The organism is Paenibacillus sepulcri, from assembly GCF_042647105.1.
GTDB lineage: Bacteria > Bacillota > Bacilli > Paenibacillales > Paenibacillaceae > Paenibacillus_Z > Paenibacillus_Z sepulcri.
The window spans coordinates 6,041,996-6,059,938 of sequence record NZ_JBHRUP010000001.1 but is presented as its reverse complement, the minus strand read 5'-3'; the positions used below and the strand labels follow the sequence as shown (position 1 = coordinate 6,059,938).

General features: G+C 53.8%; 10 protein-coding genes. 1 reads left to right on the top strand and 9 read right to left on the bottom strand.

The window, feature by feature from the left end; translation table 11 throughout:
- Positions 1–224 precede the first annotated feature (224 nt).
- Positions 225–1,127, top strand: a complete 903-nt coding sequence (locus ACFOLF_RS26505; RefSeq protein WP_210044510.1) for an aldo/keto reductase — start codon at positions 225–227, stop codon at positions 1,125–1,127.
- Between the two features lie 233 nt (positions 1,128–1,360).
- Here the strand turns inward: ACFOLF_RS26505 and ACFOLF_RS26500 are convergent, their stop codons facing one another.
- The 9 genes from ACFOLF_RS26500 to ACFOLF_RS26460 all read right to left on the bottom strand — a co-directional run bounded on the left by ACFOLF_RS26500 (position 1,361) and on the right by ACFOLF_RS26460 (position 17,642).
- Positions 1,361–2,119: a cyclase family protein gene (locus ACFOLF_RS26500; protein ID WP_210044508.1), complete on the bottom strand. Its 759-nt coding sequence runs from the start codon at positions 2,117–2,119 to the stop codon at positions 1,361–1,363.
- 154 nt (positions 2,120–2,273) lie between these two features.
- Complete coding sequence (gene mglC, locus ACFOLF_RS26495) at positions 2,274–3,293, bottom strand: galactose/methyl galactoside ABC transporter permease MglC (RefSeq protein WP_210044506.1); 1,020 nt, start codon at positions 3,291–3,293, stop codon at positions 2,274–2,276.
- A complete protein-coding gene (locus tag ACFOLF_RS26490; RefSeq protein WP_210044498.1) occupies positions 3,290–4,825 on the bottom strand; it encodes a sugar ABC transporter ATP-binding protein in 1,536 nt (511 codons plus the stop codon). The genes mglC and ACFOLF_RS26490 overlap by 4 nt, the downstream gene beginning before the upstream one ends.
- A gap of 79 nt (positions 4,826–4,904) precedes the next feature.
- A complete protein-coding gene (locus tag ACFOLF_RS26485; RefSeq protein ID WP_210044496.1) occupies positions 4,905–5,942 on the bottom strand; it encodes a galactose ABC transporter substrate-binding protein in 1,038 nt (345 codons plus the stop codon).
- Positions 5,943–6,056: 114 nt separating this feature from the next.
- The gene (locus ACFOLF_RS26480; RefSeq protein WP_210044494.1) at positions 6,057–7,055 is read right to left on the bottom strand and encodes a substrate-binding domain-containing protein; all 999 of its coding nucleotides are present in this window, start codon (positions 7,053–7,055) and stop codon (positions 6,057–6,059) included.
- A complete protein-coding gene (locus ACFOLF_RS26475; protein WP_210044492.1) occupies positions 7,031–8,755 on the bottom strand; it encodes a cache domain-containing sensor histidine kinase in 1,725 nt (574 codons plus the stop codon). Before ACFOLF_RS26475 ends, ACFOLF_RS26480 begins: the two co-directional genes overlap by 25 nt.
- Positions 8,748–10,379 (bottom strand): response regulator, encoded by a 1,632-nt coding sequence (locus ACFOLF_RS26470; protein WP_210044490.1) that lies wholly within the window; start codon positions 10,377–10,379, stop codon positions 8,748–8,750. Before ACFOLF_RS26470 ends, ACFOLF_RS26475 begins: the two co-directional genes overlap by 8 nt.
- A 104-nt stretch (positions 10,380–10,483) precedes the next feature.
- The gene (locus tag ACFOLF_RS26465) at positions 10,484–12,289 is read right to left on the bottom strand and encodes an S-layer homology domain-containing protein (RefSeq protein ID WP_210044472.1); all 1,806 of its coding nucleotides are present in this window, start codon (positions 12,287–12,289) and stop codon (positions 10,484–10,486) included.
- 76 nt (positions 12,290–12,365) lie between these two features.
- Complete coding sequence (locus tag ACFOLF_RS26460) at positions 12,366–17,642, bottom strand: Ig-like domain-containing protein (protein WP_210044470.1); 5,277 nt, start codon at positions 17,640–17,642, stop codon at positions 12,366–12,368.
- Between the last annotated feature and the right edge of the window lie 301 nt (positions 17,643–17,943).

The following is a 17,943-nucleotide window of genomic DNA, read 5'->3' as shown; positions in this document are numbered from 1 at the left end:
TTTATTAAGCTGTAGGCCAGTCTTATGGGACAAAACATTAGAGAAGCGGTATTTGCCGCCTTCGGGGGTTCAAAGCAGCTGGCGGTCACGGCATCCTAGAACCACGCCCTCCGCAGCAATGCCGCCAAACAGGTCAGAATCCTCTACATTACGGACGCCAGGCATATGCCATAATGATGATGACAGGCAATTCAACTTCAATCTGAAGAAGAGGAGTGGCGGAAATGGAACGAAGGGAATACGGCAATACCGGCATGCAGGTGAGCATGCTGGGCTTTGGCGCGGCAGAAATCGGGTTTATTCAAGCAGAGGCCAGGACAATTGAACGGCTGCTCGGCAGCGCGCTTGATTCGGGATTGAATCTGATCGATACCGGCGAATGCTACGGCGACAGCGAAGAGCTGATCGGGCAAGCAGTCGGCCATCGCCGGAGCGATTATTATTTGTTTACCAAATGCGGGCATGGCAAGGTGGCGGGGTATGAGCGCCCGGACTGGGAGCCTTCGCTGCTGGAGGAGACGATCGACCGCAGCCTGAAGCGGCTGAGGACGGACTATATCGACGTCATTCATCTGCATAACTGCTCCGAGGACATTTTGCGTCAGGGCGACGTGATCGAGGTGCTGCTGCGGGCCAGAGAGAAGGGGAAAATCCGCTTCGCGGGCTACAGCGGCGACCATTACGCCGCGCTTTATGCCGTGCAGTGCGGAGCGTTCCAGTCGCTCCAGACTTCTGTCAGCATCGCCGATCAGGAAGCGATCGAGCTGACTTTGCCGGAGGCGGCCAGGCAGGGCATCGGCGTGGTGGCCAAGCGCCCCGTCGCCAACGCAGTCTGGTTCGCGCCGGAGAATATCAATAACGAGCGCCATCAGGAGAACTGGAACCGGCTGCAGAAGCTGGACTACGATTTTCTGCAAAAGGACGGCGAAGCCGTGCTGAAGACGGCGCTCCGCTTCACCCTGGCCGTTCCCGGCGTCCATTCGGCGATCGTCGGCACGGCCAGGGAAGGCAGATGGCAGCAGAATGCCGCCTATCTGCAGAATGGAGTGCTCGGGCAGGCCGAATACGAAGCGATCCGCGCTGTATGGAAGGAAAGGGCCGAGCCGGATTGGCGCGGACTCGGCTGAGCCGCAGCTTATAAAGTCTATAAGTTGGGATGAAAGTCCCCTTGCTCTGGTCTGTAACGGGGGGATCTGTTGAAACCAAGAAGAACCGGCTAACGCCGTCCTCTGGGAGCGCAACGAGTTTCTTCCCTCAGAAATATAAGCAAAGGCATAGTGGGTTTTATACTTTCTTCTATTTGAACAAAGCCGATTCTTCCTCTCTTGTCGCAGGAAAAATCGGCTTTTGTTTTTTCGTATTACTCCTCCACGATTGCGACCGGACGGGCCCAGCCGGCACTCGCCTTTTCGACTTTGACCGGAAAGCAGCTGACTTTGAAGCCAAACGGCTTCGGAATTTGCTCCAAATTGGCCAGCTTCTCGATTTGGCAATATTCGCGGTCCTTGCCGACATAATGCGCTGCCCACAGGACGCCTTCCCTCGGCTGCATCTTATACGCTTCAGCCTGCAGGTTGAGCGGGATATCCCAGCCCCAGCCGTCAGTACCGACTACCTTGATCCCTTGATCCAGCAGCCACAGCGTAGCCTCGGCCGATACCCCGGCGTGAAGGAATGCATAATGCTCGTGATACAGCCGTTTGTCCGCATCGCTCCGGATAAGTACGATATCGAGCGGTTTCAGCGTATATCCAATCCGTTTCAGCTCGGTAATCAGGTCATCCGTCTGAATCTCGTAACCAGGCGGCTTCCCGCTGAAATCGAGCACCACGCCATCAGAATAAAACCATTCCAGCGGCAGCTCGTCAATCGTCCTTGCCTGCTTTCCTTCCGAAGTCGGCCAGTAGTGCCACGGCGCGTCAATATGAGTGCCAGCATGCGTGTTCAGCGTCACCGTTTCCGTCGCCCACGCCTTGCCTTCCGGAAAATCCTCCTGCTTGAGGCCGAGTGCCTCCGCCGCTTGCAGCGCCCCGTCCTCATGAGTCGCATACTCGATTTTCGCCGGCAGCGGCTCGCGGATGCTCGGACTGATCGGCACGCTCAAGTCGATAAGCTTCATCGCATAAATCCCCCTTCATTGTCACCGGGTATTATACCATATTGCTCTAACTGCAGATCACCTGCCGTTATGAACATTTACGATAACTTAATCTTTCAGTTTATTCAGATACATCAGTCAACTGATGTATCTGAATAAGCGCTCCAGGAGCCAATTATTTTTTAGCCATATACTTGCGGATATCGAATGCAACGGCTGCGACGATAATGAGACCTTTAATGATCAGCTGCCAATAAGGGCTGACACCGATAAAGGTCAGACCGTAGTTGATCACGCCGAAGATCAGCACGCCCGCCATAACGCCTGGCACCGTACCGATGCCGCCGGCCGTTGAAACACCCCCGACCACGCAGGCCGCAATAGCGTCAAGCTCGTACATATTGCCGTAATTGTTTGTCGCTCCGCCGGTGCGCGCCGCCTCCAGTACTCCCGCGAGTCCGTAAAGCGCCCCGGAGATGGAATAGACGGCAATGAGGCTGCGGGCAACATTAATGCCCGATACATGCGCCGCCTGAACGTTGCCGCCGATGGCGTACATGTTTTTGCCAAGCCGCGTTTTATTGAACACGACCCAGCAGATCAAGGCGACGATTACTGCGATAATGACAATGTTGGGGATCGAGTAGCCGCCCCCGAGATCGATAAAGCCGGAGCCCCATTTCGTGAAATCCGGGCGGAGGCCTCCGATCGGCTGCGACTGGTTCGGCTCCATGTCGAAGTAGATGGAGTTGACCCCGTATATGCCGACCATTGTGCCCAACGTGGCGATGAACGGGGGCACGTGAAGCTTGGCGATGATCAAGCCGTTCACCAGTCCCACCAGCAGGCCCGCGATAATGCCTACAATAATTGGAGTGCCCACCCACAGCTGTGGAAGATCCGGAAAAAACCGGTTTGTGTACGACTCGATCTGAAGCATGGAAGCCGAGATGACGGCCGTCAGCCCGACAACCCGGCCCGCGGATAAATCCACCCCGCCCGTGATGAGAATGAAAGCCGCGCCCAGCGCGATAATCAATCTTGTGGAGGATTGCTGCAGAATGTCGCGCAGCGTCGAAAAGCCCAAAAAATGCGGATCCGCAATCGCGATTCCGATAACCAGCAGTATCAATACAACGAATATAGCGCGCTGCGCCAAATAAGTTCTGACTTTCAACATGGTTTGTGTATTCATTCGTTAACCCTCCCTGATTCAACCGACCGCTGCTGTGCGGCCAGTCTCATGATCTCCTGCTCCGTTGCCGCGCCGCCCTCTACGATTCCCGTCTTACGGCCCTCGGACATGACCATGATCCGGTCGGACATGCCAATCAGCTCCGGCATTTCGGAGGAAATCATGATAATGCTTTTTCCCTGTTTGGCCAGCTGTGCAATAATCGTATAAATTTCATATTTGGCGCCGACATCGATGCCGCGCGTAGGCTCATCCAGAAGCAAAATATCCGGCTCGGTAAGCAGCCAGCGCGCAAGCAGCACCTTCTGCTGATTCCCTCCCGACAGATTACGGATCTGGGTGTTCACCGACGGCGTCTTCGTCCGCAGCTTCTCGACATTCTGCTGCGCCTCTTCTCTTCCTTTGCGCTCATTCAGCAGGCCTGCCCGGTTCTGGTAGCGGCCCAAATTGGCTATAATCGTATTCTCGTACACCGACAGCACGGGAAATATGCCGGTGGCCCGCCTCTCCTCTGTCAGCAGGGCGATTCTATGCCTCTTCGCATCGGAAGGCGATTTGATCCTTACGGCTTTGCCATGGATCGATACGGTGCCGGAAGCGACGCTGCGAAGACCGAACAGCGCTTCGACCAGCTCGGTCCGCTGCGCGCCGACAAGTCCGCCAAGACCCAGAATCTCCCCTTTGCGCAGTTCAAAAGATACGTTCTGGAACGATTTCGGATTCGCCGAGCTTAAGGACTCGACCTTCATCAGCGTATCCCCCGGCACATGCGTCCGTTCCGGGAAGCGCTCCGTCAAGTCGCGGCCGACCATCCGTTTAATGATCAGATCCATCGTCAGCTCGCCAGCCGCCCATGTCCCTACCCGCTTGCCGTCACGCATAATTGTCACATCGTCGGAAATACGCAGGATTTCCTCCATTTTGTGAGAGATATAGATGATGGATACACCGCGCGAGCGAAGCCGGTTAATGATGGTGAACAGCTGCTCCACCTCGTTGCCGGTAAGCGAGGATGTCGGTTCGTCCATTACGATTACCTTCGAATGGAACGATACGGCCTTGACGATTTCAAGCGACTGGATCTTCGAGACGGACAGCGATCCCGTCTGAGCCCGCGGATCGATATCGATATCAAGGTCGCGGAAGATCTCCAATGTATCCTGATACATTTTTTTTTCATTTACTAACCGGAATGGCCCATAGCCGAAGGTGGGAAACCGTCCGAGCCAAATATTTTCCATCACATTGCGGTAGGGCACCGGATGCAGCTCCTGATGAATCATGGAGACGCCCAGATTCAGGGCATCTCTGGAATTCTGGATCGCTACCTGCTGACCGCTAAGCTTAATCTCGCCCGAGTCCGGTTGATAAATGCCGAATAAACATTTCATTAACGTTGATTTGCCTGCGCCGTTTTCCCCCATCAGCGCATGAACGGTCCCCGGCCGGACATGCAGCGCAACCTGATCAAGGGCCTTCACACCCGGGAATTCCTTCGAAATGCCGTTCATTTCTAAAAGATATTCGCCCATTACGATCCCTCCACTCCCCGTTTAATGCAGCAGAAAGGGCCAGACGAGCTTTCCGCCTGCCCCTTTCCGACTTCCCTTTTTACTTTGCGTCGTCCATGTTGTCCTTCGTGATTTTCACGTAAGGTACCCATACATACTTGCCGTCTACAAGGTCGTAGCCGGTCGTTTCCTTGTTGGGCGTCTCGCCCTTGGCGACTGCTGCGGCAATGTTCAGCGTCGCTTTGCCCTGATTGACCGCATCGTTCAGGACGGTGCCCAGCATCGTCCCGTCCTGCAGCGCCTGCAGCGCGGGAGCCGTTGCATCTACGCCGACGACCGGCATTGTTTTATCGCCTGTGAAATAGCCTGCCGCCTTTAACGCCTCGATCGCTCCCAGAGCCATATCGTCGTTGTTCGCCAGCACCGCTTCGATTTTATCGCCATTGGCTGCAAGGAACGCCGACATCTTTTCCTGTCCCTTCACTCTGTCCCACATCGCCGTATCTTCCGCAACCTTCTCTACCTTGATGCCTGCCGCTTCAATCGCCTTGACCGAATACTCCGTACGAAGCTCCGCGTCCTGGTGGCCCGGCTCGCCCTTGAGCATGACATACTGCAGCACGCCATCGCCGTTCTTGTCCGCTGCCGGGTTGGCTTTCCAGTAGTCTACGATCAGCTCCCCGGACATCGTGCCCGACTCCTCGGCCTTTGCGCCGACATAATACACTTTATCCCACTTCTGCATATCCTCCGGCAGCGGCTCGCGGTTGAAGAATACAATCGGCGTATCCGCTGCCTTTGCTTTATCGATCAGAGTGCCTGCCGCTGTCCGGTCTACCGAGTTGATAGCCAAAGCGCTCACCTTTTTCGTAATGAACAAATCAACCTTGTCGTTCTGCGTAGGCTGCGAGTTTTGGCTGTCAACGATATCGACAGTCGCCACTCCGCTTGCCGCCTCGGAAATGGCGTTGCGGACGCCCGTCATAAACGTGTCGTCAAATTTGTAAATGGCCACGCCGACTGTCGGCAAATCACCGCCGCTGCCCCCGTTTGATGCCGTATTTGGCTCATTCGAACAGCCGACCGCTGCCGTGGAGAGCATCGCGCCAATGGCAAGTACTGAAATCATCTTTTTCATGCATACAACCTCCCGATTAATGTGTATTTGTTCCCGCTACGTTTTCATTATGCTCCCGGGAGGGCCTTGGCGGAATTGATTATTCTCATGTGTTCTATCGATTTTCTCATGCCTTTATTTGATAAAGGGAAACAGCAGCTTCTGGTTTTTCTCGTCCAGCATATTGTTGATATCAATAACGACCGTACCGCTGTCCACCCGCTCCGGGAGCTTTTTCCCGTCTGCCGCCTCCACCGCATACTTGACGCTCAGGTAGCCCATCGTAAAGGGATTTTGCACAATCGTGGACTGGATGACGCCTTCCTGCAGCATCTCCATAATTTCCGAAGTGCTGTCAAAGCCGATTACCTTGATTTTTTCGCCCATACCAAGCTCTGCCACCACGTTCATGACGCCGATCGTCGCAATGGCATTCAATGCAACAATGCCGTCTATTTGGCCGTATTCCTGAAGAATTTCTCTTGTAACCTGCTCGGCGGTCGCAATATCCGACTGGGCATACCGCAGATCGACGACCTGCACGCCGGAATACTGCGCAAGCAAATTGAGCAGGCCCTCCTCTCTCTGCACGGCATTTCGCGCGCCTTCGACGAAGCTGACGACGGCGACCCTGCTGTTGTCGCCGGTCTGTTCGATCAGCTCCATCCCGGCCTTCCGCCCGGCGGCATAATTATCGGTGCCGATGTAGCTTTTCGCTTTCGTTGAAGCCACCTCGGTATCAATCGAGATAACGGGAATTCCGGCGCTTCCGGCCTTGTCAGTCGCCTGGCCGAGCGATAAATAATCGTTGGCTGCCAATATAAGAGCGTCGACCTTCCAGTCGATGGCCTGCTCGACCAACCGGATTTGCCCGCGGACATCCGTTTCCAGGGGCGGGGCCGTAAAACGCAGATCAACCCCGAATTCCTTCGCCGCAACCTCCGCTCCCATCTGCACCGTTCCCCAATACTCGCCCTGGTTCATCTTCACGACCATGGCGATTTTCTTCCTGCCGACCGAAGCCGTTGCGTCGCTGCCTCCGCCACATCCGGTAACAAGCAGGATTAAGACACTTATGAGAAGCAGGCATCTGGCTGCAGACGCAGGCTTTATTCCAACCCAAGCGGAATCCATACATTCACCTCCGTTCCTTCCTCCAGCTCGCTTGCCACTTCAATGCCGTACTGCATGCCGAAATACAATTGAATCCGTTCATGCACATTGCGCAGTCCCACACCCGAGCCTTCTCCTTCCGTGCGCGAGCCCCGCAGCAGTACACGCAGCCGGTCAGGCGGAATGCCCAGTCCGTTGTCCTTTACCTGAAGACGGATCCGGTCCCCGACCGCTTCAGCCGAAATCCGGATCATGCCGGGATCCACCATTTTCTCAAAGCCGTGATAAATCGAATTTTCCACAATCGGCTGCAGGATCAGCTTTATCGTTTTGCACATCAGCAGGTTTTCGCTTGCTTCGATGGAAAAGGTGAATTTCTTTTTGAACCGGATTTCCTGGATCGTCAAATAGCTGCGGATATGCTCAAGCTCGTCGCAAAGCAAAATAATATTGTCTCCCCTGCTCAGCGAAATCCGGAAAAACCGGGACAGCGAGGTAATCATCCGGACAACATCCTCGTTCTTCCCGGAGCTGGCCAATCGGACGACTGAATTCAAGGTATTGTATAAAAAGTGCGGATTAATTTGCGCCTGAAGCACTTCAAATTCACGTTTGCGCTTCTCTTCCTGCTCTTCGACGATCTGCTTCATCAAATCTCTTATCCGTGTGACCATAATATTGAAGCGGGCCGACAGCTTCACGACTTCGACATAGCCGTGCACATTAATCGTCGTGCCGAAATTGCCCTGCTCGACCCGTTTCATGGAACGCTCCAGACTTTTGATCGGCCGCGACAAATAAGAGGAGACAAAATAAGCCAAGATGACGACGAAACCCAGAACGGAAAGCATCAGCTTGAGCATGAATTCCGTCATTTCCCTGCGCGTCGTAACCGCCTCGTCCATAAACGATACGCCGATCACCTTCCACTGGATGCCGGGTATCGTCTGAACCGTAATAAGCCGTTCCTCTCCCAAAGCGGTGTCTTTAAAGGAAGCATTGGAGACCCGGCTTACCCGCTCGACATTCTCGCTTTTCAGCCCCGCATAAATCAGCTGCTGCTGCGGGTGATAGACAATATTGCCGTAAGCGTCAATCATATAGACGTATCCTTTCTCCCCCAGGCTGACCTTCTGCATCAATGTGTCGATGGTCTTGAAGTTGACGTCGAGCAGCAGCACGCCTTCGATGGCTTGGCCTTCCTTCTCAAGGGTCAATTTTTTGCTTAAGGATACAACCCAGGGGTACCTGCCTTTGAACAGGTTCTGAATATGGGGGGACGAGAACGAGACGGGCTGCCGATCCTTCAGTGCCTGTACAAACCAGCCTTGTGTCGGGACATTGGTATATTTGCGCTGCACCCCCTCTGGAATATCGGCTACAAGATTGCCATGGCGGTCAAAAAAGGTAATCGATACAATGTCCTCCCTCGTATCCAGCACCGTGTCCAGCTCCCGCTGCAGCTGAGAGTCGGGAAATTGCCGGGACTTCTGAATTTTATCTTCGATCAGTGAGAAGGTGCCGGCGGTGCCATTCAAATAAGCTTCTACATTATAGGAAACCTGCTGCACAATTTGCTGGGTGCTCCTCTCCGCGTTCAATCCGGCCGTTGCGGCAAATTTGCTGTACAGCAAAAATCCGACGAGCAGCATCGCCAGCACGGACAAAGACACGAACGAGGCTGTAATCCAGAACTGGATACTCCGCAGGAGATTATTCATCGACCGGCACCCTTGCGCTGCTCCGGTATTCCTTCGGCGAAATGCCGTACAGCTTCTTGAAGGAAAAGCTGAAATAATTCGGATCGGCATAGCCTGCCTTCTCGGCTATTTCAAACGCTTTCATATCTGTCGTGCAAAGCAGCTCCTTGGCAATCTCCATACGGAATTGCTGAAGATAGGCAACGAAGGTTTGTCTGGTTTCTTTCTTGAACAAGCCGCTGAAATAGCCCGCGCTGATGTAGAGCTCGCCGCACAGCTTCTGAACGCTCAGCTCAGGGTCCGCATAATGCCCTTTCACATATTCTTTGGCTTGTTCAATCAGAGATCTTTGCGTAGAGCGGCGTTCACTCGCAATTTGACGCATAAGACGGATGCTGACATGGACGGCCCAATGCTTCGCCTCTTCAAGGTTTTGAAACCGGTCGATTTGCGCAAACAGGCTTGTCTCGGAGGACGGCACCTGTTCAATCGCAGTCCCAACCTCCTTCGCAACGCGAAATATTGCCGTTACCAGCTCAAGCAAATAGAGCTGCAAATCCATCACCGTTCCGCCCGTATCGGATAGTTCCCGAAACAGCTCGCTAATAATCGTGAGCAGCTCCGGCTCCGTGCCGACCTTAATGCAGCGCATAAGCGCCTGCTGCTTCAGCTCGTCGAACCGGGCGGCAGGGGTAGGCGTCCTCTGCTCAACGTCGCCGATCAGAATGACCCGGTTATTGCCCAGCAGCAGACGATAATCCAGCGCTTGTGCAGCGGAATCGTAAGCTTCCTTAGCGTCAACCAGCCGCCCGATAGGCGTGCCCAGACCGATGGTGACGGTGCATTTTAAATATTTTTCGACCCCTTGCCTGATTTCCTCCATTGCGGCGGATATGCGGTAGATGAGCGAATTCCGGGAGGTTTCCGGACCCGAAGCCAGAATGACAACATCATGGCCGTGAATAAATGCCCTGGCCGGCGGTTCCAGCCGCCCGGCAATTTCACCGGCAATGTTGTAGAGGGCGAACAACTGGAGCGCTTTATCCGAAGCGAGGCCAACGTCCTCCTCAGGCTGGGAATCCACGCGTATAACCGCGACGATGAAGGAGCCCCCCTCCAACTGCAAGCCGCATAATTCCGAATGGCTGTGCAGCTCAAGAATTGTCAGCTTTCTGCTCATGAGCGACGACAAAAACAGCTGCTGCAGCAAAGGCAGGCTTTGCCTGTAATGCTCGCGGAGCGTTTCTATATTTTTTCTGGCATCGATCTCCTCGTCGATGGTCTGCTTGACCTTGCGCAGCACATGCGTAAACTCCTGCGAGGAGAAAGGCTTTAACAGATATTCATCAATGTGAAGCTTGATCGCGCGCCGCGCATATTCAAATTCGTCGAACCCGGTAAAGATAATAATTTTCACAGTCGGCCGAAGCTCGCGGATTTTCTCCGCCAATTCAAGACCGTTCATGTACGGCATACTTATGTCTGTTACGACGACATCCGGCGTAACCCTGTCCAGCATGTCCAACGCTTCTTTTCCGTTCTCGGCGGTCGCAATGACCTCAATTCCAAGACCTGCCCAGTCTACCTCGCCAAGCATGCCTTCGCGCACATCCGCCTCATCATCAACCAACATTAATTTATACATTCGATATCCCCCATATCGCGGTGCCTGTTTGGCCGCTTCATAACAGGAAGAACGACCCCCGTATCTGCGGATACGGGAGCCGTTCAAAACACGCTGCCAAACGACTATATGAAATTAATATGCATCAGCAAGCGCGACAGCAGCATGACAGCCTGGGCCCGCGTAGCGGTGCTGCGTGGTTCCAGCGTATTTTCCGTCATGCCGGTCAGCAAGCCGATGTCTATGTTCTCGGCCACAGCCTGTCTGGCCCATGCGCCAACCTCAGCCTTGTCGAGATAGCCCGACAGGAGAGTATCCGGATCGGTTGCCGTATCCGCCCTGTACCCTGTCAAGCTTATTGCCCGGGATGCCATCACGGCCATTTGTTCGCGGGTAACAAGCTGAGTTGGCCGGAACGTTCCGTCTTCAAAGCCGTCTATAAGCCCAAACTCGGCACCGGTCTGAACCGGCTCCGCATACCATGCATCTTCATTTACATCTGTAAAGGACGCTTCTCCCTCCCCCTTCAAGCCTAAAGCCCGCACCAGAAGGGCAGCGAACTCCGCTCTGTTAATCGTCCGGTTCGGCGAGAACAACGTTCCGCTGTCGCCTTTTACAATCAGCTTCGACGCTAATCTCTCAATTTCACCGGCGGCCCAGTGCGACTGAATATCAGAGAACGTCTGCTTGTAGGAAACGACGCCGTAGACGCTGTTTCCGTTGCGTTTTATGACAACCTCCGTCTTTCCGTCGGTCCGGGGCGCAAATTGCGACGGTGCGAACAAGATCCTGCCGTTGACCGTATCGGTATAGAAGGCTGTCGCGGTCACGGAGTCCTGGAGACCGGGAATAATGATGCTGCGGTTCACAAAGGTTTGGCCAAATTCGCTGATCCCGATCGTCTTTCCGTTGGCCGCAACGGAAATCCGGTACTCGACAGGCGTTCCGAGCAGCGTCATGCCGGCATTCAGCCGGCTCTTCAACAGCCCGGTTTCCGCTTCATTTAACTTGCGGATGGCAATGACAAGAGTCATCTGCCCGGCATCGGCCTCAAGCTTGCCGGCTAATGATGCCGTTTGCAGAACATGCAGAGGCAAATCGTACGATGCAAACCCGCTGCGTATCGAAATGATGGTTTTCCCGGATTCATACCTCTGAAATGCCTGCACAGGTATATCTAACAATAGCGCATCGGCCGATTCTACATCAATCACGAGTTTTCCGCCATCCGGAACCCTGCCAAGCTCATCCAGATAGGCCTCCAGTATAGACGGCTTGACCTTGACATGAACCGTCTGCGTACCGTCTTGTGCTTCCGTAATTTCTACTGTTTTATCGTTTTCCTCCAATGGAATTTCGGATCGGGGAGTTGGGACGGCCGGATTTCCGGGACTGCCGTTACCGCTCCCCGGACTGCCCGGACTGCCAGAGTTCGTGATGGTAACATCAATACTTGTTCCCGCATCCCATACCAGCGCATTCAATTGGCTGTCTCCTAGTTTTACCCGGTCCAGATGTATGGCCGCCTTGCCTTCGGTATTGGCTTTGGCCTTGAATTTCACCTTCGCGATCACCACATCGCCGGATTCTCCGGCTACATTTCTAAGCTTGGTAAATGGAATCGTAACCTGATTCCCCTCCTGAACGGGAGGAACCTTATAGCCGGCGTCTGTCATGTACTGAACGACGTCTACAAATTCAAGTTTTTGCCCGTCATAGCTCAGTTTCAATTCATATCCATAAACGTCCTGAACGTCCTTGGCCTGAACCGTGACAATAAATTCCCCGTTTGGCTGCACCTGCCCCGCATCCGTATCCAATGCAAACACGGCTTCTGCCGAAGCTGCAGCAGCTCCAACCAGATACAACATGATGCTCAAACCGATGACCGTTACAACCATTAACCCGTTCCGGCGCGCTTTCCTTCCCATGTATCCCATGCCTCCGTTTTGCTGAACGGGAAAGGGGTGACCCCATTGATAGCAGGCCCCTTTCCCTCACAGCCGTTTACACTAAAATATTTCTGGCGACCACGATCAGATCCATAATATCGATGACGTTGTCATTGTTCAAATCCAGCCGCTTAATCTCGTTCCAGCTGCTGTCCTCGCTGTTCAATCCGTAGTTCGCCGAAATTATTCCCAGATCGCCGATCGACACTTTGCCATCGCCATTGACATCGCCCGGAATCGCGGCGATTTGCTTGCCCAGGAATAATTGCAGAGCGTTGTTCAAAGATTCTCCGGCATGATCGACCTGAGCTTGAGTCGCTGCAGAATCACTGGCTGTTTGTTCGGCGGACGTCAGCTCCGCTTGCAAAATCGCTTTGGAGCCTGCAGGATACTGCCCTGACTTGGTACCTTCCACTGCCGCGCTTAAAGCTGCCTGCACTGTACTAATCAGAGTGTTTAATGCGGACTTATCCACCAATAAAAGCTGAATGTTCAGGACAGAGCCGTTAGCTGCCGCCTCCTGACCCGTATTGCTGCTTAATGTGGCGGAGGCCACCTGGATCGCAGCTGCCGGGATGCCCGCATTATCTTTCACTTTCCATTTCAAATCGACCAGCGGTCCGTCCGAACGAATGGCGCCGCCCGGCCCTTGGCTCGCCAGAATGAGGCGAAGCTGCCCTGCATCCGTTAATTGATGATCCACAACTGCCAGCCCCTCCTTCACGGATACGGCCTCCACAAATTCAAATGCCGCCGTATCAAAGGTAATCGAGACATCCTGCGCATAAATCTCTTGTATGACACTGCCCTGCACTCGGTCAAGACCATAGCTTGTCACGAACGTTTGACCGCGCGACACCTGCGCCGGTCCCGTTAACGATGTGTTCGGGGCATCGCTTGCCGTTACCGTAACATCGGCTTTGGCGGTAAAACCTCCGTCTGCCGTCGTTGCCGTTACATAGGTCTCGCCGGGAGACACAGCCGTAACGGTTCCGTTATCGCTTACTGCCGCGATTGCCGGATCGTAGACCGACCATGTTACCGTTTTGTTGGCCGCCCCTTCAGGTTCAACGGTGACGATTAACGTCTCGCTGCCTCCGACTGTCAGCGACAGTTTATCTTTGTTCAAGCTCACTCCCGTCACTTTGGAATCTTCCGTTACTGCAACGGTCGCTGCCGCCTGCACATTGGAACCGCTGACGGTCCCGTTAACGGTGAAGCTTCCGGCTTGAGCATAGGAAGCGGGATCAACAGCATTCCATGTTACTGCAACCTGGGCCCTCGATCCATCGGAATATACCGCTTCGACTACCGGCGGCAATATCGGCGCGACCCCCGCTGTTGTCGTCACATGGATTCCCGGAATTTCCTGGATAACCGGTTCGTTGAACTGATTGCCGAGCACTTCGAGTTCAGTAATGGTCATGGCTCCGGCCGCGCTGGAGTATGGAGTGGCATTCTCCATGCCCACACGCACCTTGGCAGATGTTAGGCTGTCAAATGTGATCGTGGTCGCTTCGTTAGCAGCTGCCGCCCACGCAATGTTCTGATTACCGGCGGATACCCACTTCAAGCCGTCCCAGTATTGAACATCAAGCGATTTTGGCAGATTATTCGTTGGAGCCGTACCGCCAATCGCGAAATAAAGCTTCATGGAATCGAAGTTTTGCTGCTTCGGCCAATACACCTGCACAAATTCATAAGGACGCGTATTGTTGACTGCCGGCAGATTCGCCGTTGCCGAGATGCTGTATCTGTTGCTCCAGCCGGCGCTTGTCTTGTTGCCGTCCAACATTAAATTAGGATAGGATGTACCGTTTGTAAATGTAGCCGTTGCAAGCGGTCCGGCAGCCGAAACGGTATCCTGGGTTCCAGTTCCCGCCGCGCTGCGGGCGAGATTGACGTCAGGCGTATACTGATCCGTCACCACAACCGTGGCTTTTGCCGGATTCGGCAATCCTGCAATTTGACCGTTCACCGTGATTACGCCGTTTGACTCCAGCTGGCTTGGCGCAATTTCCTCCCATGTTACGGGCTTCATTACACTCAGACCGTTGGTATAACGAACCTTCACATTAGCCGGCAAGACCGGCATGTCCCCTTTGGCAGCGGCAACGCTGACGCCAGCTTCGGCAAAGTCGTATACATCTACATAAGCGATGGCCTGCAGACCCCCGACTGACGCTGTGGCCTGGAAGGATCCCGCCACCGTTGAAGCCGGAATATTGCTCCAGGAGACGGCTTGCCGGGAAGTCGTCCCGTCCGCCTTGACTACGGTCACCTGAGCCGGAAGATTGACATCGTCTCCCTTTTTCACATGAAGGGTGACCGGTGTTATTCCAACATTGCCGGTCGCATCTGCAGCAGCGGCAAATACTGTCGCTTGCGCCGGAGCGGAGCCGTCGAAGGAGGCGGTTACCGTGATCGGGCCTGTCTGTCCTTTATTCGACTGGACAATGACAAGCACCTTGCCGTTGTATGCGGAGCGTTCCGAATATACGCTTCGGTCCACATTGTCCCATTTATAGAGCTCCGCGCTTTCCTGCTGCCCATTGTCCACACCGACAATCGAGCCGCCCATAACATTGAATTTAACCAGTTGATTGGCATCCGGAACCAGGCTGCCGTTCTCGTCCACTACATCGGTTTCAATATAAGCCAGGCTGCGTCCGTCGGCGGTAATGACCGGCTTGTCCGCCGTCATTTTAAGCGTGTAGGGCTGGCCTGCCGTTTTTACGACGTCGGTGGACGTCACCACCGGACTGGTTGGATCCGCGTACGTTTTTACTTCCAGTGTTCCTGGCGCGAAGGGCACCTTCCAGGTGAGATGAAGCTTTCCGTACTCACCGGTCGGGCTCAGATATCCCCCTGTGTTGGTGCCGCTGGTATTCAGCTTGTCATCCTTGGTCGGTTCAGAGGTTTCGTAGTATTTTTTGCTGTAATTGGTTGTCTTGATATCGAAGCTCTTGCGGCCCAGCGATTCGCCGTTCAGGAACAGCTCCGCGCTTTGCTGGTTGGTGTTGACCCATACGTCCACGATCTCCCCTGGCGTCCAACTGGTCCAGTTCATGGGCACAATATGCGACATGGGCTCCGACGTCCATTGGCTTTGAAAGAGATAGAAGGAGTCCTTGGGGAATCCAGCTGTGTCGATAGCGCCGAAGGAGGAGACGCCTACCGGGTATACATTGTACGGAGTGGGCTCGCCTATGTAATCGAAGCCCGTCCATATAAACTGGCCGATAAACGGTTTTCTGTCCCGGTCTTTCTTCAAGCCGTACTCGTTGCCCATCGTCCAGGAAGCAAAATTGTTATCATACGACGATGTTCCGCGCGAGCCCGGTGTCTGGTTCACGCCGGTATTGACCAATTGGACGTCCTGATAGACTCCGCGCGCGCTTGTTTGCGAAGAAGATTCCGATTCAAAGAAGAACGTATTCGGGAACCGCGTTGCCAGCGTATCCACGGATTGCGCCGTATTGTAATTCAAGCCGTATCCATCCAGATAATTATTGATGAGACCCCAAACGCTGGTAGGCGTCGGCGGAGTCCGCTCCTGGTCGCCGCCCATGACGACCGGCCGGGATGGGTCGATTGCCAGAACATCGCGCTTCAGGCGGATGGCTTCGCTGTACTCGTTGAAGGAGGCGACGCCATACAATTCCTGCGTATTCATCCAGGCGGGCTTCGTGCCGACTCCCCGCACCTCATTGCCGATCGACCACATAATGACGGCCGGAGAGTTTTTATCGCGGTTTACCATTTCCTGCAAAACCCAGTCGCTCCACATAAATTGAGCGCCATTGGTGCTCGGAACCGGCGCAAGGACCGAACCCGCCCAGCCCTCGGGCATACTTGTCAGGAACCAGTTGCCAAAATCGTAGGTAGCCTTGCGGCTCCCCCAACCGTCAAAGGCTTCTTCCATAACGACGATCCCCAGCTTCTCGCAAGCAAGAATAACTTCTTTGCTCGGCGGGTTATGCGAGGTTCTGAAGGCGTTGACGCCCATATCCTTGAGAATCCTGAATTTCCGCATGGCCGCATCCAGCGTGCTGGCTGCTCCCAGTGCCCCGTCATCATGATGCAGATCGACGCCCTGGAGCTTCGTATAGACGCCATTCAAATAAAAGCCGCCGGAATTAGCGGACGCATCGGCATCCGTCACATCTACATCCTTGATTTCAACCCAACGGAACCCGTATGACGTATCGATCGAATCGACGACATTCGGTCCGGTGCCGCCGTTGATTTCGGTAATCAGCTCCGTACGGATCGTGTACAGATACGGATCGTCTATCGACCAGAGGTGAACATCCGGCACCTTAAAGCTGTCGTTCAAGGTAAGCTTTGTAGACGGATTATAATCGACCACATCACTGGTATGTGTCGCGACGACACTTCCGTCAGCCGCAATAACGGACGTGCGGATATTTGTTACCCCATTGGAAGCTTCAGAGTAAATATCCGCGGTCACCGCCAAATCGGCGCCTTTATCCGCTTTGTACGCGGCTTCAAGTCCAGGCGTGGTATAGGTGAGGCCATGCCGCAGAAAACGCGTTTTGTCGGTTACGACAAGGCTGACCGGTCTTGTAATGCCGGAGCCTGTGTACCAACGGCCCGATGGGGCCATATTCTGCACTTTGACGGCTATGACATTCGGCTGATCGCTTCCCAGCGTCACATAAGGAGTGATATCGTAAGAAAATCCGGTATAGCCGCTCGGGTATTCGCCAACCAGATTGCCGTTCACATAAACAACGGAGTCTGCGTAAACGCCTTCAAAGTCGATGGCAATCTTCTTGTCTCCCATGGATTCCGGCAGCGTGAAGGTTTTGCGGTACCAGCCCAGCCCTCCCTGCAAATAACCTTGCGAGTTGCTTGAGCCTGCAAGCTTCTGTCCTTCAATGCTCCAGTCGTGAGGAACATTCAGCGTTCTCCATGAACGGTCGTCAAAACCGGATTTAACAATGTCGGCAGCAGCGGGCGCATCGGGAGGATCCTGCAGCCCATTGACGATATTGCCGGAGATGAGCGCCGGCGTACGGGTTGCGAGATAAAACTGCCAGTTGTCATTAAAATCAATGCTGCGTTCATTATCTTCCGCTACTGCTGTGATAACCTTCGAAGCCGAAGCTGCCGGGTTTGAGTCGGCGCTTGCCGGGAATGAAGGCAGCAGCGTTACTGCAAGTATGCCGCATAAGATCATACTTACAGTTTTTTTGATTGCGCTTCCATTTTTACTTTGCTTAACCCTCATTTCGTCCTGGTACAGTGGAGCCTTGTCTAACGATGATCTCTTGCGGAGTTTAAAATACAATAAAATTTGATTCAATCTTACAACCTCCCCGATTGTGATTTACTTCTCATTCATTATGCTTCCGGGGAGACCATGGCGGAATTGAATATTCTCATGCGTTCTATCGAATTTCTCATATTCTTTGACAGGACTGTCAATTATATCTGCGTCAGCGTCGGAACGACAAAAAGCCTACTGCCGACGGGAGCAATACGCTTTTTTGAATAATCAGCAAGTGTAGCATTCGGCCTCTACTTCCGACATGATCGATCATTTCCGTTCCGTCAATAATCGTTCCCGCATTCATATCGATGTTATCATTCATATTCTCGTAAAT

What these genes read in the sequence shown, in the direction of transcription:
- ACFOLF_RS26490 (WP_210044498.1), bottom strand. Translation starts at nt 4,825, where the DNA reads ATGGGCGAATATCTTTTAGAAATGAACGGCATTTCGAAGGAATTCCCG.
- ACFOLF_RS26480 (WP_210044494.1), bottom strand. Translation starts at nt 7,055, where the DNA reads ATGGATTCCGCTTGGGTTGGAATAAAGCCTGCGTCTGCAGCCAGATGC.
- ACFOLF_RS26500 (WP_210044508.1), bottom strand. Translation starts at nt 2,119, where the DNA reads ATGAAGCTTATCGACTTGAGCGTGCCGATCAGTCCGAGCATCCGCGAG.
- mglC (WP_210044506.1), bottom strand. Translation starts at nt 3,293, where the DNA reads ATGAATACACAAACCATGTTGAAAGTCAGAACTTATTTGGCGCAGCGC.
- ACFOLF_RS26505 (WP_210044510.1), top strand. Translation starts at nt 225, where the DNA reads ATGGAACGAAGGGAATACGGCAATACCGGCATGCAGGTGAGCATGCTG.
- ACFOLF_RS26475 (WP_210044492.1), bottom strand. Translation starts at nt 8,755, where the DNA reads ATGAATAATCTCCTGCGGAGTATCCAGTTCTGGATTACAGCCTCGTTC.
- ACFOLF_RS26470 (WP_210044490.1), bottom strand. Translation starts at nt 10,379, where the DNA reads ATGTATAAATTAATGTTGGTTGATGATGAGGCGGATGTGCGCGAAGGC.
- ACFOLF_RS26465 (WP_210044472.1), bottom strand. Translation starts at nt 12,289, where the DNA reads ATGGGAAGGAAAGCGCGCCGGAACGGGTTAATGGTTGTAACGGTCATC.
- ACFOLF_RS26485 (WP_210044496.1), bottom strand. Translation starts at nt 5,942, where the DNA reads ATGAAAAAGATGATTTCAGTACTTGCCATTGGCGCGATGCTCTCCACG.